Annotated in this window: 16 protein-coding genes; 1 reads left to right on the forward strand and 15 read right to left on the reverse strand. The window is 54.2% G+C overall.

Translation table 11 applies throughout. The annotated features are described in order from the left end of the window. Nucleotides 1-57 precede the first annotated feature (57 nt). Nucleotides 58-900 carry an HDOD domain-containing protein gene (locus U5K34_RS14035; RefSeq protein ID WP_322569026.1) on the forward strand — a complete coding sequence of 281 codons (843 nt, stop codon included), beginning with the start codon at nt 58-60 and terminating at the stop codon, nt 898-900. Between the two features lie 134 nt (nt 901-1,034). On the opposite strand, the gene U5K34_RS14040 is transcribed toward U5K34_RS14035, so the two are convergent. From U5K34_RS14040 to prfB, 15 genes are all read right to left on the reverse strand, one after another. Then, nucleotides 1,035-2,396 carry an HlyD family type I secretion periplasmic adaptor subunit gene (locus tag U5K34_RS14040; protein ID WP_322569027.1) on the reverse strand — a complete coding sequence of 454 codons (1,362 nt, stop codon included), beginning with the start codon at nt 2,394-2,396 and terminating at the stop codon, nt 1,035-1,037. Between the two features lie 42 nt (nt 2,397-2,438). Next, nucleotides 2,439-10,499, reverse strand: coding sequence for a calcium-binding protein (locus U5K34_RS14045; protein ID WP_322569028.1), 8,061 nt, complete (start codon nt 10,497-10,499; stop codon nt 2,439-2,441). After that, nucleotides 10,496-11,290 carry a hypothetical protein gene (locus U5K34_RS14050; RefSeq protein ID WP_322569029.1) on the reverse strand — a complete coding sequence of 265 codons (795 nt, stop codon included), beginning with the start codon at nt 11,288-11,290 and terminating at the stop codon, nt 10,496-10,498. Before U5K34_RS14050 ends, U5K34_RS14045 begins: the two co-directional genes overlap by 4 nt. A 10-nt stretch (nt 11,291-11,300) precedes the next feature. Beyond that, a complete protein-coding gene (locus U5K34_RS14055) occupies nt 11,301-11,858 on the reverse strand; it encodes a hypothetical protein (RefSeq protein WP_322569030.1) in 558 nt (185 codons plus the stop codon). Then, nucleotides 11,855-12,025: a hypothetical protein gene (locus tag U5K34_RS14060; RefSeq protein WP_322569031.1), complete on the reverse strand. Its 171-nt coding sequence runs from the start codon at nt 12,023-12,025 to the stop codon at nt 11,855-11,857. Before U5K34_RS14060 ends, U5K34_RS14055 begins: the two co-directional genes overlap by 4 nt. Next, nucleotides 11,991-12,623: a hypothetical protein gene (locus tag U5K34_RS14065; protein WP_322569032.1), complete on the reverse strand. Its 633-nt coding sequence runs from the start codon at nt 12,621-12,623 to the stop codon at nt 11,991-11,993. The genes U5K34_RS14060 and U5K34_RS14065 overlap by 35 nt, the downstream gene beginning before the upstream one ends. 4 nt (nt 12,624-12,627) lie before the next feature. Beyond that, nucleotides 12,628-12,969, reverse strand: coding sequence for a hypothetical protein (locus tag U5K34_RS14070; RefSeq protein WP_322569033.1), 342 nt, complete (start codon nt 12,967-12,969; stop codon nt 12,628-12,630). Nucleotides 12,970-12,979: 10 nt separating this feature from the next. Next, a complete protein-coding gene (locus U5K34_RS14075) occupies nt 12,980-13,537 on the reverse strand; it encodes a hypothetical protein (protein ID WP_322569030.1) in 558 nt (185 codons plus the stop codon). Continuing rightward, on the reverse strand, nt 13,534-14,874 hold the full coding sequence (locus tag U5K34_RS14080; RefSeq protein WP_322569034.1) for a hypothetical protein: 1,341 nt from the start codon (nt 14,872-14,874) through the stop codon (nt 13,534-13,536). Before U5K34_RS14080 ends, U5K34_RS14075 begins: the two co-directional genes overlap by 4 nt. 26 nt (nt 14,875-14,900) lie before the next feature. Next, nucleotides 14,901-15,413 (reverse strand): hypothetical protein, encoded by a 513-nt coding sequence (locus U5K34_RS14085; protein ID WP_322569035.1) that lies wholly within the window; start codon nt 15,411-15,413, stop codon nt 14,901-14,903. A gap of 103 nt (nt 15,414-15,516) precedes the next feature. Next, the gene (locus tag U5K34_RS14090; RefSeq protein WP_322569036.1) at nt 15,517-18,174 is read right to left on the reverse strand and encodes a hypothetical protein; all 2,658 of its coding nucleotides are present in this window, start codon (nt 18,172-18,174) and stop codon (nt 15,517-15,519) included. A gap of 270 nt (nt 18,175-18,444) precedes the next feature. Beyond that, nucleotides 18,445-18,750 carry a hypothetical protein gene (locus tag U5K34_RS14095; RefSeq protein WP_322569037.1) on the reverse strand — a complete coding sequence of 102 codons (306 nt, stop codon included), beginning with the start codon at nt 18,748-18,750 and terminating at the stop codon, nt 18,445-18,447. 36 nt (nt 18,751-18,786) lie between these two features. Continuing rightward, nucleotides 18,787-21,015, reverse strand: a complete 2,229-nt coding sequence (locus tag U5K34_RS14100; RefSeq protein WP_322569038.1) for a peptidase domain-containing ABC transporter — start codon at nt 21,013-21,015, stop codon at nt 18,787-18,789. 167 nt (nt 21,016-21,182) lie between these two features. Beyond that, nucleotides 21,183-22,703, reverse strand: coding sequence for a lysine--tRNA ligase (lysS, locus tag U5K34_RS14105; RefSeq protein WP_322569039.1), 1,521 nt, complete (start codon nt 22,701-22,703; stop codon nt 21,183-21,185). A gap of 178 nt (nt 22,704-22,881) precedes the next feature. Beyond that, a protein-coding gene (prfB, locus tag U5K34_RS14110; protein WP_416224106.1) for a peptide chain release factor 2 occupies nt 22,882-23,980 on the reverse strand; the annotation gives its coding sequence in 2 pieces (ribosomal slippage) (nt 22,882-23,904 and nt 23,906-23,980; 1,098 coding nt in all). Nucleotides 23,981-24,135: the final 155 nt, after the last annotated feature.

The following is a 24,135-nucleotide window of genomic DNA, read 5'->3' on the forward strand; positions in this document are numbered from 1 at the left end:
CCCTCAGGCATCTGCCGATAATTCCCGCAGACACCTCGATTGACGAAGGAGCATTGCGTGTCCTTACAACAAGAATTCATTAATCAACTGCTGTCGGATTTAAAGAACGACAAACTGGTTTTGCCGACGCTGCCCGAAGTGGCCCTCAAGGTCCGGGATACCCTGGAAGATGACAATGCTTCACTGGTCGATGTGGCCAGGGTGGTCACTTCCGACACCGCGCTCTCCGCCCGTCTGATCCAGGTCGCCAACAGCCCCCTGCTGCGCGCCAATCGCCAGATCGAAACCGTCGAGGCCGCCGTGACCCGCATGGGCAGCAACATGGTGCGTAATCTGGTCACCAGTATCGCCATGGAGCAGATGTTCCAGGCCACCTCCGATATCACCGACAAGCGGCTGCGCCATCTGTGGGAACACAGCACCGAGGTCGCCGCGATCAGCAGCGCGCTGGCCCACACCCAGCCAGGGCTGCAGCCCGATCACGCTCTGCTGGCCGGCCTGGTGCACGACATCGGCGCCCTGCCCATTCTCAGCCGGGTCGAGGACTACCCCGAACTACTGGAAGACGAACCGACCCTGGATACCATTATCGCCACCGCCCATCCCAAACTGGGCGAGGCCATTCTCAAGGCCTGGAACTTCCCCGCCGACATCATCGCCGCCGCTTCCGATCATGAAAACCTGGAGCGGGATCACGACGGCCCGGCCGATTACACCGACCTGGTTATCGTCGCCAACCTGCAAAGCCTGCTGGGCACAAGTCATCCTCATACCGAGCTGGACTGGAGCAAGGTTCCCGCCTTCGCCAAACTCGGTCTGGAGCCCGATGTCAGCATCGTCGACATCGAAGTCGGCCAGAACGTCGACGCCGTCAAGGCGGCGCTCAGTACCGGCGGCTGAACAAATCCAGAACACCAGAAAAACAAAAGCCGGCATCAGCCGGCTTTTTTATTTATTTCATTGCGCGGCCAGCGCAATAGAAACAGACGAGATTACACCGGGTAGTTATTTCAATGTGATAATTCATAATATCGCTAACGCTCGGTCGCCGCGTCGGTGAGCGCACCGGTGATGGGCGATAACACATAATCCAGAACGCTTCTGGTACCCAACTTGACCTCGGCGGTCACCTGCATGCCCGGGCGCAACCTGAACCGGCGGCCGTCTCGCTCGAGGATTTGTTTATGCAGCTTGATGAGGGTCTTGTAACCTGCATTGCCGTTCCCTGATCCCGCTGCTCCATTCGATTCCCTGCGCGTCGTGACATCCGCGTTGACCGATTGAACCTCGGCGTCAATCATGCCGTATTTCTGGAATTCATAACTCATCAGTTTAACCCTGACCCGCTGGCCCTCCTTCACGAACCCGATATCACGATTGCTGACATACACTTCGGCCAACAAGGGATCTTCCACGGGTACAATATTCAACAGGACAGTCCCGGAAGGCACAACACTGCCCGGGGTGGTGACCGACAGGTCCTTGATATAGCCGTCTTGTGAGGCACGCAGCTCGAGCTGCTCGTTACGATACTGTTGCTTGAACCAGTCCTGCTCAAGCTGTTCGATTTTATTGCCAATCTCAATGCGTTCCGTCAAAAGCTCTTGCCGGTAGTTCGATTCGAGTTGCTTCAGCGCTTCCTGCAGCTCGTCAATTCTTGCACGAACAGATAGAATCTTGTGCTCCTGGGCGCGCAAGTCCTGCTCGGTTTCAATGCGCAGTCGCTGCTTGTCCAGAATATCGGTTCTGGTGACATAGCCCTTTTTGCCAAGTCGGGTCACGGCTTCTTCATTGGCGCGGTAAATAGGCAGTGTCTCCTCGAGTTTCTTGTGGATTTCCCTGGCCACTTCGAGGTCCTGCCGTGCCTGATCTAGAGCTGCCCTGCGCTGGTTAATCTGGAAAGCATATTGTTTGCGTCGTTCGAGAAACTGCTGATGCAGATTGTCGTAGGCCACTTCGCTGTCTGAAGCGAGCCGGTCAAACTCCCGGTTTTCAAGCTCGGCCTCGATACTGCGTAACCGTAGTCTGGACAATTGCAGTTCCATTTGCAGCTTATTACCGTCGGCATCCGACAAGCGGGAATCCATCACCAGCAACAGCTGGCCCTGTTTAACAAACTCGTCTTCGCGGACCCGGATTTGCGCGACACGCCCGTCTTCAAAAGGCTGGACGATTTTTAATCGTGTCTGGGGAACAAGCTTTCCCTCTGCCCGGGCAACGATATCGAGTTGACCGAACACGGCCCAGAGAATCAGGATAAAAAGCAGCAACGCAATGGTGTACAGTATCCAGCGCGACAACGGCGGCGGGGGTCGATTGACAACATCCAGCAAGGCCGGCGAAAAATCCAGATCATCGCCAGCCTGATCAGCGGGTTTGGTGCGTTGTTTTTTCATTTGTCATCCCTGTCATTATCTGTTCCCGAAGACTCCGTGCGTTCAGGTTCCCAGTGACTGTTTCTCCCGGCCAAACCGTGGATCACGCAGCGGGGCTGTGCTGAACTTTATGCCTGTATTATCAAAAAGTTCCGTCCCAAGCCCGTACTGATAGGCAAGATTACCGCCCAGCGCCGCCTCGTCACTGTTTTCCAGGTGATTGTCGAGCAAGGCAGTCATCGCGTCCCACCGGTTGCGGGACGAATAATCCGCTTGCGCCAGATCAAACTGCTCGATCATACCGGACAAATCAAAGCTCTGGACCTTGTGCCCAATCAAGCTGTCCGGTGAACGCGGATCATATTCCGGGGAGGCCGCCATCACGATCTGCAGTGTCAGATACGGCTGGGCGGCTTGTCCGCTATCGTCGTACCAGTCCTCAAATACCATGCCCTGTCGATCGTGTTTATGCGGCCGTTTTCCTTTATGCTTGCCTTTATTCTTACCTGTGTCATCCTCGCCGATGAGCAGCACCAGATCCTCCCCATCCCGGGAAAGCGAAATATCGTCAAGCGCGATGCCGCCACCCAGAGAGACGGTCGCCGCCTCGACCTGTTCATCGAAGGTAATCGTATCGAGACCGTCCCCCTTGTTGTAGACAATGATATCCTCGCCACAGCTTACTGCCAGACCATCGTCGCCCTGTGCCCCGATTAACAGGTCATTGCCGCTACCGCCGTACAGTTCATCCCGGCCATCGGCACCGGACAGAAGATCGTTGCCGGCGCCACCCCGCAGTTGGTCCTGATCGTCGCCGCCATGCAGCACATCCACGCCAAAACTGCCGTACAGGGTATCGTCACCGTCACCCCCGTAAACCTGGTCGTTGCCGGCACCGGCAAACAGGGTATCCCGGCCCTTTTCGCCATAGAGGATATCGTGGCCGCCGGCAGAATTAACCAGGTCATTGCCCCGCCCGGCATGGATCGTATCGTCATTGCGATCAGTCATGATCTGATCGGATCGCCGGCTGCCGGCATAGGTTTCTTGTGTAATCAGCATATCCGCCAGGGCGGCTTGCGTCCCGTCGGAAAAGTCGAAGTGGGCGATCGGGATAGCACCGTCATCGGCTTGAACAAAATCAATACCCTGGTCGGACAATCCATTGCCATACTCATCCAGCAGGCGAAGCTGTACGACGGTCTCGCCATCGACCAGCGAGGTACGGGCCACGATCGTGTCGGCACTGATGCCTTCACCCAATAGCAGGGTATTGGTTCCCTCGCTGTCCTCAATCCGATCCACGCCACTGCCGGCTTCATATATATAGGTATCGTCCCCCGCCTCGCCGATCAGCCTATCGTTCCCGGCCCCGCCGAACAGCGTGTCATTGCCGAGGCCACCATACAAGCTGTTGTCACCGGCATTGCCGGTCAGCTGGTTGTCCAGCGCATTGCCCCGCCCCAGCAGGTTCTCCTGGCCCACCAGACGCAGGTTCTCGAGCTGCGCACCCAGCTGATAATCGATGCTGGCTTCGACCGTATCGGTACCCTCAGCGCGATGTTCGACGATGGTGTCGCTGGCGCTACCCACCCCGTAGGTGTCATCACCCAACCCACCGATCAGGATATCGGCACCGCCAGCCCCGTCCAGATGGTTGTCGTGCTCGTTGCCGACGATGCGGTTGTCTAGATCGTTACCGGTGCCATCCAGGGCCGCCGGTCCGACCAGCCGCAGCTCCTCGACATTGGCTGTCAGGGTGTAGGTTATCGCGGCATTGACAATGTCATAGCCCTCGCCGGCCGCTTCGATGACCGCGTCGGTAATATAACTGATAACGGGTTCCGGCGGGGTCGTACCACCGCCACCGCTGCCAGCGTCATGGGTTTTGGCATCGCCGCTCTGTGCATCGTCCGTATCGGATCCGTCATGATGTTCATCATGCTCATACGCGTCATCATCGCCGGACGTGTACTGATGCTTATCGTCGTAGCGGGACTTGTCATCATCATGGCCAGCGTATTTTCCATGCCGACGACGAGGGTCATCGTCCCCGTCTTTGTCATGTTTGCCATGCTTGCTGCCGGGATTGCCCGGCGAGGTTCCGGGTCCGTCGTTCCAGTTATAGTCGTGCCCCGGTGGCGGCGGATCCTCGCCGTTGCCGACCCCTTCGTTGCCTTTTCGCGGTTTTTTGAAACCGTATTCAGGTTCGATCTGGTCGAACAGGTTGTCATCATCCTCGCACCAGTCAGCGGGATCCTCGCCACCGCTGCCGGGATCGGTGTCACCATTGTCATCGTCCGGCGGATCAGTAACCACGGTATAGCCGTCAACATAATAGACATCGTCGCCGGTACCACCCGACATGACATCGATGCCGGTGCCACCATCGAGCAGATCGTGACCGCTGCCCCCATAGAGGGTATCGGCATCAGCGCCGCCATAGAGTTTATCGTTGCCGGTGCCGCCATCCAGATAATCATTACCGGCATCACCGTAAAGTGTGTCATTATTACATGGCGCTGTTGAATGCGATTGCAGGCCAAGACTCGAAAAACTTACTGACGAGGGCTGAATTTCAGCACCGGAATCACCGCCACAGGCTTCGCCATCATCGCCGCCATAGAGGTAATCATCGCCATCGCCACCATGAAGTGTATCATCGCCCGAGCCACCGTCCAGATGGTCGTTACCCGAACCGCCATCGAGATAGTCATCATTCGGCAACCATGAAATAGAGGGCACCTCACCACCACTTACATCCTCATAGGCATCATCGCCGCCATAGATCCTATCATCCCCGGAACCGCCAGATAAATTGTCGTTACCAGCCCTGCCATCGATGGTATCGTTGCCGCTACCGCCATCGAGCAAATTGGACGAGTTATTGCCGATAATCGTATTATTATCTGTATTGCCTATGCCATTCAGATCAGAATGACCGGTCAGTTCCAGATGCTCGACATGATCAGGAAGGCGGTAATCGACGGAGCTTTTAACATTATCAACACCTTCATCGATATTCTCTAAAACAACGTCGCTTTGATGATCGACAATATATTCATCATCGCCCTCGCCGCCAAACATAGTATCGACACCGGACCCGCCATCAAGATAATCGTCTCCTTCGTCGCCATACAGCACATCATTACCACCATGGGCATAAAGCTGATCGTTGCCGTCCAGTCCGGCAATGGTATTATCGGCGTTGTTGCCCGTGATCCGGTTATCCGAGGCATTGCCGATCCCATTGATGTCCTCGTTGCCTTCCAGATGAAGGCGTTCAATATTGTTGCCCAGGGTGTGGCTGGCCGTGGCATACACCAGATCAACCCCTTCACCCGCATTCTCCCGGGTGATGTCGCCGGGATCGTCAACATAGAAACGGTCATTTCCGACCCCGCCGTGCATCACATCCGCACCGGCGCCACCATCAAGCACGTCATCACCCGCTCCACCCACTAGCAGGTTTTCGGATTGATTTCCAATCAGAAGATTATCAAGCTGGTTCCCGTTACCGTTGATACTCAAGTCACCCTGGAGAACCAGCTTTTCGGTGTATTCCGAAAGGGTAAAGTCGATGGAGCTGAAAACCGTGTCATACCCCTCTCCCGATTCTTCGATAACACGATCGGCCGCATGATCGACCACATAGCTGTCGTGACTGGCCCCGCCTTGCATCACATCGGCCCCGGCACCCCCGTCCAGGTGATTCATCCCACTGTTGCCGGAGAGGACATTGTCAAGCGCGTTGCCGGTTCCGTTGATTGACTCGTCGCCCGTGAGTACCAGATTCTCAAGATTGGAGCCCAGTGTATAATCAAACCCGGCATACACCGTGTCCGTTCCATTGTCCAGACCCTCGTGTATGACGTCCTGTTCATCAATGTAATAAGCGTCATCGCCAGAGCCGCCCATCAGCGTGTCGGACCCGCCACCGCCAGTCAGGGCGTTGTTACCGGCATTACCCGTCAACCGATTATTGATCTCATTACCCACGGCCGAGGTGTCATCCGCGCCCGTCAAGTTGAGATTTTCGACCCCACCCTCGCCAAGCGTATAGCTGACAGTGCTGTAGACCGTGTCGACGCCATCATCATCGACCGACTCTTGCACAATATCGTTTTCATCATCGACAAAATAGGTATCCGAGCCTTCACCACCGATCATCCAGTCGGAACCGGCACCGCCATCCAGACTATTATTGGCTTCATTGCCGCGCAGCTCGTTATCCAGGCCGTTTCCTGTCGCGTTGATGGGTTCGTTTCCGGCGAGATGCAGATTTTCGAGGTGAGAACCGAGCGTATAGGAAATCGAGCTGATAACGGTGTCGGTCCCTTCGTTTTCTTGCTCGACAACCTGGTCTCCGGCACTATCCACGACATAGGTATCATCACCCATACCGCCATACATGACATCGTCACCAGTTCCGCCATCAAGCGTGTCATTACCGACCCGGGCAATAATGGTATCGTCCCCTACCTGGCCCGAAATCCTATCCTCCAGAGTGGTTCCATAGATTACGTCGTCATTTTCACTACCGGTCAGGTCGAAACCACGCTTAAGCACCGCCTGGTAACTCAAAACCGTGCCGTCGGCAAACTCAAAACTGTTAATTGCGACATTGGCATGTGGATTCTGAGGGTCGAAGCCTTCGATATGAATCGCATCACCACTGTCACCAATATTAAGCTGGAGCGAGCCAAGTGACAGAGATATATCGTCTTCGCCTATCCCGGACCCAAATCGCAGGGTATTGAAACCATCGTTGTCCTGGACGATATCCTCCTCGTCCCCCAGGTTATAGACATACAGGTCATCGCCCAGGCCGCCGGCCAGTACATCACTCCCGGTACCTGCGAAGAGGACATCCGTACCACTCCCGCCCTGAAGGATGTCATCACCGCTCCCGCCGTAGAGATAGTCATTACCGTCGTCGCCGGTAAGCGTATCATTTCCGGTTCCGCCATAGATCAGATCATCCCCCGCGCCACCCGCGACGTTGTCGTTACCTTCGTTACCCGAGACGATGTCATTGCCCGCGCCGCCGTCCAGAAGATCATTGCCCTGCTCACCATAGAGCTGGTCGTCACCTGTGCCACCGTACAGTGTGTCGTCGCCAGCGCCGGCAATCAGCAAATCATCGCCAGATCCACCATCCAGCAAGTCAGTTCCATGGTCGGCAATGTCAAGGTCCTGATCATCGCCTATCAGAACATCGTCGTCAGCGCCGCCGTACAGTGCATCATCCCCGCCGGAACCATACAGAGAGTCATTGCCCTCACCACCATGCAGAGTGTCATCACCGTGGTATTCGGCGGCAAGCTCCCCGGCGGCCGCATCGCCGACCAGCACATCATCCCCTGTGCCGCCGGTCAGGCTGTCCCCACCACCCTGGCCGAACAAAACATCGTTACCTTCACCGCCATCGAGCGAATCGTTACCATGGTGTTCGCCGGCCAGTTCGCCCTGTGTCGCATCGCCCTGTAGCTGATCATCCCCACTTCCGCCTATCAGGGTGTCGTTACCGCCGAATCCAAACAGGCGATCATCGCCGTCCTGCCCATCAAGGTAATCGTTGCCATGATATTGGGCATCCAGGTAGGTCGTGGCCGCATCGCCCTGCAGTTCATCATTCCCGGCACCGCCGTAAAGTGTGTCATTGCCTCCACCGCCGACCGCCACATCGTCATCGACGCCGCCGTCGAGTACGTCATCATTGTGATACTGACCATCGATATTATAGGAGTCGCCCGTCAGTTGATCCTGACCGGCCCCGCCCAAAAGGCTGTCACGGCCACCGCCGCCGACCAGTATGTCGTCACCTTCACCGCCTTCGAGTACATCATCGGCGTGGAATTCCCCGGCAAGGTCGTCTGCATCGCCAGCCAGGGTGTCATTACCCTCTCCGCCCTGCAGCTGATCCCGGCCTCCGCCGCCAATCAGGGTATCATTGCCCTCGTCGCCGTAAAGCCGGTCATCACCGTGCAACTCCCCGGCCAGGGCGCCGTCATCCCCGTTGACGATGTCATCGCCGCTGCCGCCATAAAGCCGATCATCGCCCGCAGTGCCATAAATCTCGTCGTTGCCAGCGCCGCCATAGATCCGGTCGTTGCCGTGATGGGTCGTGTCGTTGGCAAAGTCATCCCCGATGAGGAGATCATCACCATCTTCCCCATAGAGAATGTCATCGCCGCCCTGGCCGGCAGCTTCGTCGTTACCGGCGCCAGCCTTGATATAGTCGTTGCCGTGCAAGTTGAATGTGAGCGGATTAACATCATCACCAAATAGGCGATCATCGCCATCCTCGCCCATCAGGACATCGTGCCCCTCACCGCCGTTCAGCTGGTCATTGCCGGTCCCCCCGTACAGGGCGTCGTTGCCAAACCCACCCCAGGCATAATCGTCGCCACTGCCGGTATAGAGGACATCATTACCGCCCTGATCCGGAAGCAGTACCCCGGCGCCGTTGAGATAGCGCAGGACGAAACTGCCCGGCGTATCAACCACCTCCCATTCAGTCCCGGCCTCTCCGGTGGTTTGACCCGTGCTGCCAATTTCCATCGGATAGGCGTCACCGTCGCCGAACAGGTAATCGGTATGGCCGCCGCCCAGCAGCAGATCATCGCCGTCCCCGCCCAGCAGCACGTTGCTGCCGTCATTGCCGACAGCGATATCGTCCCCGTCTCCGGCATTGATCCAGTCGCGATCGGCGCTGACACTGCCGGTGTCGTTGGCCAGGAACGTGGCCGGATCGATCACGCCGTCGGCATACAGGGTATCGTTGCCGCCCCGGCCGTTGAGCATGTCGTTGCCGCCCGCGCCGGTGATCGTGTCGGCGGCCTCACTCCCCTGCAGGACTTCGTCGTCAAAATCACCCTGAACTGCCGCACCGCTGGTGGTGGCATCGACCAGGTTGATGCCCAGATCGGTGAGATCCGCATCATTAACGGTGAGGCTGCCACCGGTAACCGTATCGGTAATGGTCAGCGGGGAGTTTTGGGTAATCGTGAACCGACCGTCGAGCGTGGTCCAGGTCCCGTCCTGGCCCTGGGCCAGTGAAATCGACTGGCCGTTGAAGATGACACGGTTTTCACCGTTGTCATTTATTGTGGCATGGCCGCCACCGTCGCCGGTGACGATATAGGTATCAAACCCCTCGCCGCCCTCCAGGATGTCATCTTCCAGATCACCTATGAGTGTGTCGTAACCCCGGCCGCCGTAGAGGATGTCGAGGCCGGCACCGCCATCAAGATAGTCTCCTTTCTCACCACCCCACAGGATGTCGTCATCCGCCCCGCCAAACAGCGAATCAACTCCATCGCCACCGTAGAGCTGGTCGTTGCCAGCCCTGCCGGCCAGATTATCGTTGCCCTCTTCACCGTAGAGAAAATCATCGTCGGCCCCGCCATCGAGAAAATCCTTCTGGGTACCACCGTAGAGGTAATCGGTCCCGGTTCCGCCTTTTAAGGTGTCCTCTCCCGAGCCGCCATACAGGAAATCATTGCCCCGGCCACCAGAGAGGTAATCCTCACCAGCCCCGCCTTTAATCTCATCATCGCCACCCATGCCATACAGGTGATCGTTTTCGTTCAGACCGGCTATCTGATCCCCTTCTTCCGTACCGAAGACATAGCGAGGTAATTCGAAATTAGTCGGATCACCGAAGCTAATGTCATGCGTCAAATCCTGATAAACACGCCCCATGGGATTGTAAAGTGGGTTATCGCTGGTGATATCGTTGATCGCCCGGTCGATATAGGTTGTCAGAAATTCCGCCCGATCCTGCAGGTACTGATCGCTGAAGTGCTCGATATCCAATTGACCATCATCATTGTGATTGGCATAGAGACTGTTGTCGCCCAGGACCACGAAGGGGTTCAGGTTGACCAGAGCGTAGCGGTAGGCGATGTCGGTTTTTGCCTGTGTCACGAGCGCGTCACGGCTCATCCCGGCCAGCGACACTACGTCCACATTACCTTTCGCCCCCTGATAATCTGCATGGTCCTGGATGGCATAAATAGCTTGATACAGCGCATCGCGCGGATCGCTTTCAGTCCCGGTAACTTCTACACCGACCTGGAACAGATCACCAACGGTGTTAACAACTGTCTCCAATGTCATGGCATTCTGGGGAGTCGCGGCACGCAATATCTCTTGATATCACCGGGATATTCCGATGCAGACAGTTCGGAAAGCATAGATTGTACTGCGAGTGAATCAGTAAGATGCATAATTCTGTGATTATCAAGAATATTTGGCGTCTGGTCTTCAATCAAGACGGGGATCGGTACACCCCAATCCACTCCCAGCCCTGCCACCAATGACGGTCCTGTTTCAGCAATCAGATTTGAAACCTTACTCAGATCAAGTGTGGGTGCAACGTCAGAGCCTGTCAGCAACTGCAATGTACTTTTCAATCCGCCTATACCCGGCGTATTGTACAAATACGCATGTTCAATTTCCGTTGGATAATCCACCAGCAAGGCTCCCGCAAGAAAACCGCCCAGGGAGTGGCCGGCAACCGTAAACCCCGAAGTCAGGATACCGTCTGCCAGCCAGATGTCCACCTGGTCACTGAGCGCGCTGTACTGCGCCTGGCGTTCGGGTGTACCCCAGAATCCGATATCGACAATATCGGTCAAAATATCCTGAAGGTCAGACAGCCCTTCCGTACCGCGAACCGCCAGATAACGTCGCTCGCTGGAGACCTCCTCGAAAATCGTAGCGGAAAGGCCGCTGGATTCATGGTTGAATTGATCAGCAACGCGCCAATGTGAAGCGAAGGCTTCGGCTTGGATCAGAGACATACCCACCCTAATCAGTTCGGCTTGGCTAGGCTCACCAGTGGATAAGCTCGCATATGCAGCCATTGCCAAATCAGCTTGCTGGAAATACACCTTTAATTGCTCCATGACTTTCTCCTCAATTTTCCTTAACAAAAGTTTTCTTTTTCAAATCAGCAATATCCGCTTGCCCATCACATCCAAATGATGATTCATGCCATGAACCAGGAATATCTCCTCCACGCCTTGCATAGGTAGTAGCTTCACCAAGTAACTTCTTGTCCATGCGACGGTAAATCTCGAAATGAAGCCGCCAAACTGCTGGATTCTCTTCCCGGTAATAGTAAATATTCCTTTCGTAGTGGTACTCATCTCCCGATTTTGCTTTTCTCTTTATCGGTATTCTCACAATTCCGTACTTGTCGAACCTATGCCCAGGCAACGTCACAGTCTCATACACCCTCACCCCACCATCGACTGCGCACATCTGATCGACACGCCAGTCCCAGTAAATCTTTCGTCCTCCGCCATACCAAAATGATGTTCCGAGCCAGGCCACAATAATAAAACTCACGAACGCCTTTTTGGACACGCTTCTTCCTTTTTCTCGCATCCACACGCGCAAGCCATACCGCAACAATAGCCACGTCAACCATACCCATAGAAGAACAAGCCCCAGAACATACAGGCCAATCATGATGCCACCCTACAGAGTTCGATTTCACACCATCGAACGCTGTTCGATTTATTACCAATCAGGGTAAAGGGATCCAGGTTGACCAGGGCGTAGCGGTAGGCGATGTCGGTTTTGGCCTGTGTCGCGATCGCGTCACGGCCCATCCCGGCCAGCGACACCACGTCCACTTTGCCTTCCGCCGCCTGATAATCTGCATGGTCCTGGATGGCATAAACCGCTCTGATACAGCGCATCGCGCGGATCGCTTTCAGTCCCGGTAACTTCTACACCGACCTGGAACAGATCACCAACGGTGTTAACAACTGTCTCCAATGTCATGGCATTCTGGGGAGTCGCGGCACGCAATATCTCTCTTATATCACCGGGATATTCCGATGCAGACAGTTCGGAAAGCATAGATTGTACTGCGAGTGAATCAGTAAGATGCATAATTCTGTGATTATCAAGAATATTTGGCGTCTGGTCTTCAATCAAGACGGGGATCGGTACACCCCAATCCACTCCCAGCCCTGCCACCAATGACGGTCCTGTTTCAGCAATCAGATTTGAAACCTTACTCAGATCAAGTGTGGGTGCAACGTCAGAGCCTGTCAGCAACTGCAATGTACTTTTCAATCCGCCTATACCCGGCGTATTGTACAAATACGCATGTTCAATTTCCGTTGGATAATCCACCAGCAAGGCTCCCGCAAGAAAACCGCCCAGGGAGTGGCCGGCAACCGTAAACCCCGAAGTCAGGATACCGTCTGCCAGCCAGATGTCCACCTGGTCACTGAGCGCGCTGTACTGCGCCTGGCGTTCGGGTGTACCCCCAGAATCCGATATCGACAATATCGGTCAAAATATCCTGAAGGTCAGACAGCCCTTCCGTACCGCGAACCGCCAGATAACGTCGCTCGCTGGAGACCTCCTCGAAAATCGTAGCGGAAAGGCCGCTGGATTCATGGTTGAATTGATCAGCAACGCGCCAATGTGAAGCGAAGGCTTCGGCTTGGATCAGAGACATACCCACCCTAATCAGTTCGGCTTGGCTAGGCTCACCAGTGGATAAGCTCGCATATGCAGCCATTGCCAAATCAGCTTGCTGGAAATACACCTTTAATTGCTCCATGACTTTCTCCTCAATTTTCCTTAACAAAAGTTTTCTTTTTCAAATCAGCAATATCCGCTTGCCCATCACATCCAAATGATGATTCATGCCATGAACCAGGAATATCTCCTCCACGCCTTGCATAGGTAGTAGCTTCACCAAGTAACTTCTTGTCCATGCGACGGTAAATCTCGAAATGAAGCCGCCAAACTGCTGGATTCTCTTCCCGGTAATAGTAAATATTCCTTTCGTAGTGGTACTCATCTCCCGATTTTGCTTTTCTCTTTATCGGTATTCTCACAATTCCGTACTTGTCGAACCTATGCCCAGGCAACGTCACAGTCTCATACACCCTCACCCCACCATCGACTGCGCACATCTGATCGACACGCCAGTCCCAGTAAATCTTTCGTCCTCCGCCATACCAAAATGATGTTCCGAGCCAGGCCACAATAATAAAACTCACGAACGCCTTTTTGGACACGCTTCTTCCTTTTTCTCGCATCCACACGCGCAAGCCATACCGCAACAATAGCCACGTCAACCATACCCATAGAAGAACAAGCCCCAGAACATACAGGCCAATCATGATGCCACCCTACAGAGTTCGATTTCACACCATCGAACGCTGTTCGATTTATTACCAATCAGGGTAAAGGGATCCAGGTTGACCAGGGCATAGCGGTAGGCAATATCGGTTTTTGCCTGTGTCACGAGCGCGTCACGTCTCATCCCGGCCAGCGACACCACGTCCACTTTGCCTTCCGCCGCCTGATAATCTGCATGGTTATGGATGGAATAAACCGTCTGATACAGCGCGTCACGATAATCGTTGCCGGCCTCGGGGATCTCGAGGTCAGGGTCAAAGAGTCGCCCGAACTTTCCAATCAGGTTCTCCAGACCTGCGGCCGTGCCGATAGCCGAGCTATGGAGCAGGGTTTTGTAGGTATCAAGGCTGAGATCGGGAGCGGCCAAGCTTAATGTCGCATAGACAGCAAGGGAATAGGTTAACGCTTGTATACTATGGTTGTAGGAGCCAAAGGGATCCGGCTCATCGGACAAAAACTGATCCTCAATCGCAATATCAATATTCTCACCGGGTCGGCCGTGCATACCAGCAATTGGCACAAAGGGATCCTCATCGAGCAGCGCCTCGTCGGCCGCAATATTGACAGTATTGTCACCACTGGGGAGTTCGCCACCCATGCGTGAGAAGAACGCTTCATTGATCGCAGTTTGTTTAAACGACGGTGCATTGAACACAGTGATATTTTCAGTCACCTCTGGAAACAGCGCGCCAAACGCCATGGCCAGATGACCACCGAGGCTGTGGCCTGTCAGCGAGACTTTCTGATTTGGATCCGTGGTTAGAACAGAATTAATATCGCCGGTTGCGACGGCATTATCTGTTTCAACAAGGTAATATCGAATGGTGGAGGCATCATAACCAACATCGAGTATTACTTCTTCCTTTTCATACAAAAATACCGCATCATCAGGTACAGGCGCCTCATCATGAAAATACTGGATAGCGAACTGCTGGACTGTTTCGCCAGGCTGCGTAGCGACGCGCTTCCACCAGTTATGCATCGCAACGATCTGTTCATAGGCGACACCGTGAAAATAAATATCCTTGCCATCATCAATATCTTGAATAAATTCCAGAGTCCCTCTAAACCCTATAGTAAGGTTTCCAGCATTATCTTTAAATATTGTTGTTGAAAAACTGGTATCTATCCCGCTTTCTTCTGGAGAGTCATTATATTGCGTTATTATTGAATAACTTGACGCGAAATCAATTGCCTGAGAATCACTTAACCCATCGCCTTCTTGGATGAGATTGGCAGGGACAGGTGTACCTTCATTAAGATTGGCATATGCGGCAATCGAAAATTCTGATTTTTTAAATATACTTAATATAGTCATTATATAATCCTTTATTTTTAATCTATCTAATCAGTTATCAAAAAAACCTTACTTACCATAAAATCAATGGGGTTGTTATCTGTCTTACAGTAATAATATGATGGGTGAGAGAGAGCTATAAAGTCGCCGCCACTTCTTCCATAAGTAATAAACTCAGCAAGCACTTTATTATCTTTCGTTCTTATTAATTCAGTTTTTGTTTCCCCGACTGATACCCGGCCATCAACAATAGAATTTCTTGTGACACGCAAACAATAATCATCTTCTTGTGTAGCATTCTTCTCGAATGGAATGCTAACTGTACCATCTCTTTCAACATACTTTTTCGAGATTGAATCTTTCTCATATATTCTTACCCCGCCTTTTTTTTGACAGAGCTCTTCCACTTTTGAATCCCAATACGCCTTTCTTCCTTCATAGAAAATGATGACTGATATAGAAAATACCAGAGTCGTCACAAAAAGAAATAAAATGGCTTTCATAATACTAAAACCAAGACTGCTCTCTGGATCATTCGCACTTTTATTTGTTTTTTTCATCGTCGCACCTGGCTCAAAATAGTTGATGAGTTACAGATTAGCTGGTATAGATATTTACCACTCAAGAGTCCGCCGAACAGGCGATCCTGACCGGCCCAGCCCGTCAGAAAATCATTCTCCGATCGCCATACAGCACACTATTCCCATGATTGCCGTACACCACGTCATTGCCGCCCCCGGCGACGAGCCAGTCGCGCCGACCGGTCACGGTCCCGTTGTCGCTGGCCAGAAAACTCGCCGGATCGAGGGTGGTGTCACCATCCGCGTACAGGATGTCGTCCTGTCCCGAGTCAAAAAAGCTGGCGTAAATGAGATCCGTGCCGGCCGTCCCGTGCGCCATGCGGTACGGCAAAGACGAGTCCAGCTCGACCACCCGGTCACCGTCATCGTCAACGACCACCTCGTCATACACGAGATCGAATAACCGCAGTCCGAAGTTATCGCCTGAAGGGTCGTCAAGGGTCAGCCGATTGCCCTCGCTGTCGGTAATCGTCAGGGGGGAGTTCTGGCTGAGGGTGTATTGCCCGTCCGGGGTCTGCCAGGTGTTATCAGCGGTTTTGTAGCCAAAGGTGATCGCCGTGCCGTTGAAGATCACCCGGTTCGCGTCGCTGTCATTGAGCGTGGCATGGCCGCCGCCCTCGCCGGTGACGATATAGGTATCAAACCCCTCGCCACCCTCCAGGATGTCATCTTCCAGATCGCCGATCAGAGTGTCATTACCGCCTTCGCCGTAGAGAATATCCAGGCCGGCACCACCGTCAAGATAGTCTCCTTTCTCACCACCCCACAGGATGTCGTCATCCGCCCCGCCAAACAGCGAATCAACTCCATCGCCACCGTAGAGCTGGTCGTTGCCAGCCCTGCCGGCCAGATTATCGTTGCCCTCTTCACCGTAGAGGTAATCATCATCCGCACCGCCATCAAGAACATCCTTCTGGGTGCCACCGTAGAGATAATCGGTCCCGGTACCGCCTTTTAAGGTGTCCTCTCCCGAGTCGCCATACAGAAAATCGTCGCCTCTTCCACCATACAGTTCGTCATCATGTTCATTGCCGTGGATCGTATCGCTGCCACTGCCGCCATGGATCTCATCGTTGTCCAGGCCACCGCTTAGGATATCGCTCCCCTGGTTGCCTTCAATATAATCCTCACCGGCTCCACCAATAATCTCATCATCGCGTCCCATGCCATACAGGTGGTCGTTTTCGTTCAGACCGGCTATCTGATCCCCTTCTTCCGTACCGAAGACATAGCGAGGTAATTCGAAATTAGTCGGATCACCGAAGCTAATGTCATGCGTCAAATCCTGATAAACACGCCCCATGGGATTGTAAAGTGGGTTATCGCTGGTGATATCGTTGATCGCCCGGTCGATATAGGTTGTCAGAAATTCCGCCCGATCCTGCAGGTACTGATCGCTGAAGTGCTCGATATCCAATTGACCATCATCATTGTGATTGGCATAGAGACTGTTGTCGCCCAGGACCACGAAGGGGTTCAGGTTGACCAGAGCGTAGCGGTAGGCAATATCGGTTTTTGCCTGTGTCGCGATCGCGTCACGGCTCATCCCGGCCAGCGACACCACGTCCACTTTGCCTTCCGCCGCCTGATAATCTGCATGGTTATGGATGGAATAAACCGTCTGATACAGCGCGTCACGATAATCGTTGCCGGCCTCGGGGATCTCGAGGTCAGGGTCAAAGAGTCGCCCGAACTTTCCAATCAGGTTCTCCAGACCTGCGGCCGTGCCGATAGCCGAGCTATGGAGCAGGGTTTTGTAGGTATCAGGGCTCAGATCAGGATCGGCCTGGCTTAAGGTCGCGTAAACTGCAAGGGAGTCGGTCAGTGCCGCCAGACTATGATTGTCGGAGCCAAAGGGATCCGGCTCATCGGACAAAAACTGATCCTCAATCGCAATATCAATATTCTCACCGGGTCGGCCGTGCATACCAGCAATTGGTATAAAAGGGTCCTTGCCAAGCAACGCTTCGTCGGCGGTGATATTGACGGTATTATCACCATCCGGGAATTCACCACCCAGGCGTAAAAAGAAAGCTTTATTGGTTGGACTCTGCTTGAACGATGGCGCATTAAAAACCGTAATATTCTCCGTGGCATCGGGGAAGATCGCCCCAAACGCCATGGCGAGATGACCGCCAAGACTGTGCCCCGTGAGGGATAATTTCTGGTCACTATCGTCCGCCAATGCGGAGGATAATTCACCCGTCGCGTCAGCCTGGTCCGTTTCGACAAGATAATGACCTGCCGTGACGATCGCAGGGCTGCCGGACATCACACGCTCGTCGGTATAAAGCAGCACGGCATCAGGAGGAACAGCATCATCGCCTTGCGGGAAAATCTGGATATCGAACTGGGAAACACTTTGTCCAGCAGGGGATGCGACTCTTTTCCACCAGTTGTACATGGCGACGACCTGCTCGTAGGCAACGCCATGCAGTAAAATATCATTCCCCGAAGACCAGTCACTTAGTTCAAGCGTGCCGCGAAACGCCAGCGCAAGTTTATCAGAACCCTCTTCCATGAATACCGTTGCAGAAAGACTCGTATCCATGCCACCCTCCTCGGGTGAATCGTTATACTGGGTAACGATATTCGGATAGCGTTCTGCGAATTTTTCAGCTTGTTTTGGAACAAATCCATCCTCAGATACTAATGAAGATAGCTGATCTTGGATATTTCCTTCGACAAGGTTTGCATATGATGCAAGTGAAGCAACTGATTTTTCATATATAAAATGCATTTTAATCTCCCTGTATTATGAATACACTTTCCCTATCTTTATAGATTAGACATTATTTTCTGAAGAGGTATACTAAATACTGCTTCGGACAATGAGAATGACTTGGAAAATCACCACCGGATCTTTTAAACTTTACGATTACAGCAACGATTTCATTATTTTTCTTTCTATATATTTTCTCTTCCCACCTAGTAACACGAGGCCTGGATTTTCGTATAACTTTCTCCGTGTAGATGTAATAAACCGGATAATTTATACCGGAAGATGACTTCAATGGTATAGAGATATAATCCTCCAAGCCCTTTCCCGTGATTGATTATAAAATATTGCTGCCCTTAGTTCATTGAATTTATTTTTTGGCAAATAAATACTTTCATAAACTTTAACGCCGCCTTCTTCCTCGCACATTTCCTGAACTCTATAATCCCAATAAGCCTTGCGTCCTTCATAAAAAACAACAATAGATATTGCAATTACGATAATTGCTATAAAAAAGCCAATAACAACTTTTATCGCGCTGAACCCGGAATTGTTACCTGGCGTTATCGGATTTTTACTAGCTTTATTCATATCCATATCGTCTCGTCATATAATGTTGAAATTAACTAATAATTAACAACCCGTAGTCTCTCGTTCTGATTTAACTGCATTTTCAACTGGCACGTCTTCTTCCCGATTACCCAAAATGACTGCCTCGTCCGTCATAAGGCCTTTCGGTTTGTGGTGCGTTATGAACAGGATCGTGACCTTGCCTTTTAACTTGTTAATCGTCTGGGCAAATTGTTCGGCGGTGTGGTGATCGAGATTGCTCGTCGCCTCATCGAATACCAGTATCCTGGGGCGTTTGAGGATGGCACGGGCGATGGCCATGCGCTGTTTCTGACCGCCGGACAGGCCGGTGCCGTGTTCGCCGATCTCGGTCTGATAGCCCCGGGGTAACTGTTCGAGGGTGGTGTGGATTTCCGCCATTTTCGCGGCCTGCACCACCTGCTCGAAGCTGGCATGGGGGTTGGCCATGATCAGATTGTCGTAGATAGTGCCGGAGAACAGCATGGTTTCCTGCGGCACGACCCCGAAATAGTCACGCAGCTCGTTGGCGCTGAGATGGCGGATGTCGCAGTTGTCGATCAGGATGCGCCCTTCTGTGGGCTGATAAAAACCCTGCAGCAGCTTGGCCAGGGTGCTCTTGCCGGATCCGGACGGGCCCATGATGGCGACACAGCCGCCGGCTTCGATATCCAGGTTAAGATCTTTATACAGATAGGGCAGCTCATCGCCATAGCGGAAACTCAGGTGCTGGATGGCAATACGCCCTTTCCCGCTACCCATCCTCGACGGGGCGGTTGAATAGGGTTCAATCGGGGCATCCATGACATCACCCAGGCGCTTGACGGCAATGTTGGCTTGCTGGAACTCCTGCCATAGTCCCACCATGCGCAGCACCGGCTGCGACAGGCGGCTGGCGAACATCTGGAAGGCGATCAGCATGCCGATGGTGAAATCCGAGGTGGTCATCACCAGCCAGGCCCCCACCCCGAGTACCGCCAGGGTCTGGATCTGCTCGAGGGTGTTGGCAGCGACATTATAGGTGTTGGACAACTTGCGGGTATTGAAACTGGCTGACAGAAAGGTGCGCAGGTAATCGCCATAGCGGTTCCTGAGTTGCGGCTCCATCTGCAGGGATTTGACCGTCTCCATACCATTGATGTACTCGGTGACAAAGGCCTGATTGCGCGCCCCGAGCTGGAACTGCTTGTTGAGCCGCTCGCGCAGCACCGGGGTGATCAGAATGCTGATGGTCGCGATCGCCGTCAGGATCCCCAGCACGATAAGCGTCAGCTGCCAGCTGTAATAGAACATGATAGCGAGGAAGATGAACAGGAACGGGAAATCGAGAAGCAGGGTCACCGCCGCGCCGGTAATGAACTCGCGGATGGTCTCGATACCCTGGATACGCGCCACCAGCGTGCCGGTGGGCCGTTTCTCGAAATAGCGCATCGGCAGGCTGAACAGGTGGCTGAACACCTTGCTGCCCAGCACGGCGTCGATGCGGTTGCCGGTATGCAGGACGAGGTACTGCCTGGCCCAGGTCATGGCGGCGGTAAACAGCATAAACATTAGCAGGCCGAAGCCGATCACCAGCAGCGTGTTCAGGGCATGATGGACGATGACCTTGTCGATGATGACCTGGGTAAACAATGGCGTGGCCAGGGCCATCAACTGAATGGCCAGGGAGGCCAGCAGCACATCCCGCCAGATCGTCTTGTGCCGCAGCACCTCGGGCACAAACCATTTGAAGCCGAATTTCGCCGGCTCGCGGTCCAGTTCGTCCTCGGGCGCGGCCTGCTGGCGCGGTTTCACCAGCAACAGCTCGGGCTCGAAGGCAGCGGCAACGTCGTTGACTGCGATGGTTTGAGGGGTATCGGTGCCGGCCTCGAAATAGACCAGCTTGTCGCCGTCGACCCGGGCGATCAGGGCCAGTCTGGCTGGCGGGTTGCTCTCGGCATCGGCGGGCTGATCCACCGATCCGGCATGGCTGTCGGCCGGCTCCCGGGAATCCTTCTCCCGCTTCGCTGGCGCGTCTGGATGAACGTCAGCCGGGATATTCAGGACCGCCAGGCACGGGAGATGTTGTGGCGTGAGTTCCGCGACCGGGATAGCCCGCCACTGCGACTCGAAACCCAGGGAATAGAGGCCCTGCTGCAGGTTCGCCAGCGTGTACGGCGGCGGATAATGCTGCAGGAGCAATTTTGGATCGAACGGCGTCTGATGCAGTTGACAGAAACTGCCCACCGCCCAGAGGAAGTGATCCCTGTTGATTTCCCGGGCAATCCCTTGCATGCCCTGTCCTGTTTTTGATGGTTATTATTACTGGGCCGGTGTGATAGCTATGGCTGTCAGGCCCTCCCTGTTTAACTAGCCTAAAACAGGTTCTTGAGGATTTGAAGGCTTGTGGCGATTTTTTTTACACTTGTCCGGACGCTGTCGCTTTTCCCGGGAGACTCAGATCATCCGATATCCGGCCGCATGTGCGGGAATAGCAGCACGTCGCGGATCGAGGGGGAGTCAGTGAACAGCATCACCAGGCGGTCGATGCCGATGCCCTCACCCGCGGTCGGAGGCATGCCGTGTTCCAGGGCGGTGACGTAGTCCTCGTCGAAGTACATGGCCTCTTCGTCACCGGCTTCCTTTTCTTCCACCTGCTGGCGGAAGCGTTCGGCCTGGTCCTCGGCGTCGTTGAGCTCGGAGAAACCGTTGGCGATCTCGCGGCCGCCGACGAAGAATTCGAAGCGATCGGTGACGAAGGGATCGTCGTCATTGCGCCGTGCCAGCGGTGAAACTTCGGTCGGATAGGCGGTGATGAAGGTGGGATCTTTGAGGCGATGCTCGACGGTCTTCTCGAAGATTTCGATCTGCACCTTGCCCAGGCCATAGCTCGCTTTCAGTTCCACGCCCAGCCGTTTGGCATGCGCGCGGGCCCTGTCCAAATCGTCCAGATCATCAGACGAGATATCCGGATTGAAATGCAGGATCGACTCTTTCACGCTCATGCGCGCGAAGGGTTTGCCAAAGTCGTACGCCTCACCCTGATAAGTGATGACGGTCTTGCCCAGCACGGTCTGGGCGGTATCGCGCAGCATGGCTTCGGTGAGATCCATCAGATCGCGGTAGTCGGCATAGGCTTCGTAGAATTCGAGCATGGTGAATTCGGGATTGTGCCGGGTAGAGAGGCCTTCGTTACGGAAGTTACGGTTGATCTCAAACACCCGTTCGAAGCCGCCGACCACCAGCCGCTTGAGATAGAGTTCCGGCGCAATCCGCAGATACAGATCCATATCCAGTGCATTGTGATAAGTGGAAAACGGTCTGGCAGTAGCGCCGCCGGGGATCACCTGCATCATCGGCGTTTCCACTTCCAGAAACCCCCGATGGGTCAGAAATTCGCGAATGTGGGTGATGATCTTCGAGCGGATATGAAAGGTGGTGCGCGATTCCTCGTTCATGATCAGATCGAGATAGCGCTGGCGATAGCGGGTCTCCTGATCGGAGAGGCCCTTGAATTTCTCCGGCAAGGGGCGCAGCGACTTGGTCAGCAGGCGAACGCTGTCCGCCTTGATGGACAACTCGCCGGTCTTGGTTTTCATCAGCGTGCCTTCCGCCCCGATGATATCGCCCAGATCCCACTTTTTGAACTGTTCGTTATAAATCCCTTCGGGCAGATCATCGCGACGCACGTAAAGCTGAATGCGACCCGACATATCCTGCAGGGTACAGAAGCTCGCCTTGCCCATGATGCGACGCAGCATCATGCGTCCGGCCACACTGACCCGCACCGGATTGGCTTCCAGCTCTTCGGCGCTCTTCTCGCCGTACTCGGCATGCAGCTCCCCGGCCATCACATTGCGCCGAAAGTCATTGGGAAACGCCACCCCGGACTCGCGTAACTCGGCCAGCTTGCGCCGGCGCTCGGCGATCAGCTTGTGCTCGTCGACGGGCTGTTCCGGTTGCTGTTCGTTATTATCTGCCATGCGTTATCTCTTTGATCAAAGTTTTCACCACGAAGACACCAAGACACGAAGTAAACATAATTATGTAATTAAATCCCGGTCATGTGACCGTGTTGAGTTTAATGACTGGATTCCGGCATGCGCCGGAATGACGGTTTGTTTACCTCGTTACTCGTAACTCGTCCCTCGGCCCTGTTATTTATAATCCGCTTTTCAGGCTGGCCTCGACGAACTGGTTCAGATCGCCGTCGAGGACGGCCTGGGTGTTGCTGGATTCGACGCCGGTGCGCAGGTCCTTGATGCGGGACTGGTCCAGCACGTAGGAACGGATCTGGCTGCCCCAGCCGATGTCGGATTTGGAATCTTCCAGTGCCTGTCGTTCGGTGGTCTGTTTTTGCAGCTCCATCTCGTACAGCTTGGCCCGGAGCTGGTTCATCGCATGATCTTTATTCTGATGCTGGGAACGCCCGCTCTGGCACTGCACCACGATGCCGGAGGGCATGTGGGTAATGCGCACCGCCGAGTCGGTGCGGTTGACGTGCTGGCCGCCGGCGCCGGAGGCGCGGTAGGTATCGATGCGTAAATCCGCCGGGTTGATATCGACCTCGATCGACTCGTCGACTTCGGGATAAACGAACACCGAGGCAAAGGAGGTGTGACGGCGATTGCCCGAATCGAACGGCGATTTGCGCACCAGCCGATGCACACCGGTTTCGGTGCGCAGCCAGCCGTAGGCGTATTCACCGCTGAACTTGACCGTGGCGCTTTTGATGCCGGCCACTTCGCCTTCGGAGACTTCAATCAGTTCGGTGGTAAAGCCGGCGTTCTCACCCCAGCGCAGGTACATGCGCAACAGGATATTGGCCCAGTCCTGCGCCTCGGTGCCACCGGAGCCGGCCTGGATGTCCATGAAGGCGTTCTTGTCGTCCATCTGCCCGGAGAACATGCGCTGGAATTCCAGCTGTTCGAGGCTTTTTTCCTGGTTGTCGAGATCGGCGATGACCGAGTTGATGGCCTCTTCATCCTGTTCCTCGACCGCCATCTCCAGCAGCTCGTCGGCGTCGTCGAGCCGTTGGGTCAGTGTGGTGATGGTTTCAACGATTTTTTCCAGGCGCGCGCGTTCGCGACCCAGTTCCTGGGCATAGTCAGGATTGTTCCAGATATCCGGGTCTTCCAGCTCCCGGGTGACCTCGTCCAGCCGTTCACGCCTGGTATCGAAGTCAAAGATACCCCCTCAGGGCTTCGAGTCGCCCTTGCATGTCCTTGATACGGGTCTGGATTGCGTTGACTTCCAACATACTGATAAACCACCGGAAAATGTGAAGCGCGTATGATACACGAATTCCCTGATCTTGGCGATGGCAGGGATCCAGGCGATAGGCGGAATCTACGCGAGCGGACGCTGATAGGTTCTGGGTCCTGGTGTAGGTGAGGCAATCAGTTGACAGTGAGG

This window comes from Thiohalophilus sp. (assembly GCF_034521165.1).
GTDB lineage: Bacteria > Pseudomonadota > Gammaproteobacteria > UBA6429 > Thiohalophilaceae > Thiohalophilus.

What these genes read in the sequence shown, in the direction of transcription:
- U5K34_RS14040 (WP_322569027.1), bottom strand. Translation starts at nt 2,396, where the DNA reads ATGAAAAAACAACGCACCAAACCCGCTGATCAGGCTGGCGATGATCTG.
- U5K34_RS14045 (WP_322569028.1), bottom strand. Translation starts at nt 10,499, where the DNA reads ATGACATTGGAGACAGTTGTTAACACCGTTGGTGATCTGTTCCAGGTC.
- U5K34_RS14050 (WP_322569029.1), bottom strand. Translation starts at nt 11,290, where the DNA reads ATGGAGCAATTAAAGGTGTATTTCCAGCAAGCTGATTTGGCAATGGCT.
- U5K34_RS14055 (WP_322569030.1), bottom strand. Translation starts at nt 11,858, where the DNA reads ATGATTGGCCTGTATGTTCTGGGGCTTGTTCTTCTATGGGTATGGTTG.
- U5K34_RS14070 (WP_322569033.1), bottom strand. Translation starts at nt 12,969, where the DNA reads ATGGAGCAATTAAAGGTGTATTTCCAGCAAGCTGATTTGGCAATGGCT.
- U5K34_RS14075 (WP_322569030.1), bottom strand. Translation starts at nt 13,537, where the DNA reads ATGATTGGCCTGTATGTTCTGGGGCTTGTTCTTCTATGGGTATGGTTG.
- U5K34_RS14080 (WP_322569034.1), bottom strand. Translation starts at nt 14,874, where the DNA reads ATGACTATATTAAGTATATTTAAAAAATCAGAATTTTCGATTGCCGCA.
- U5K34_RS14085 (WP_322569035.1), bottom strand. Translation starts at nt 15,413, where the DNA reads ATGAAAAAAACAAATAAAAGTGCGAATGATCCAGAGAGCAGTCTTGGT.
- U5K34_RS14090 (WP_322569036.1), bottom strand. Translation starts at nt 18,174, where the DNA reads ATGCATTTTATATATGAAAAATCAGTTGCTTCACTTGCATCATATGCA.
- U5K34_RS14095 (WP_322569037.1), bottom strand. Translation starts at nt 18,750, where the DNA reads ATGGATATGAATAAAGCTAGTAAAAATCCGATAACGCCAGGTAACAAT.
- U5K34_RS14100 (WP_322569038.1), bottom strand. Translation starts at nt 21,015, where the DNA reads ATGCAAGGGATTGCCCGGGAAATCAACAGGGATCACTTCCTCTGGGCG.
- lysS (WP_322569039.1), bottom strand. Translation starts at nt 22,703, where the DNA reads ATGGCAGATAATAACGAACAGCAACCGGAACAGCCCGTCGACGAGCAC.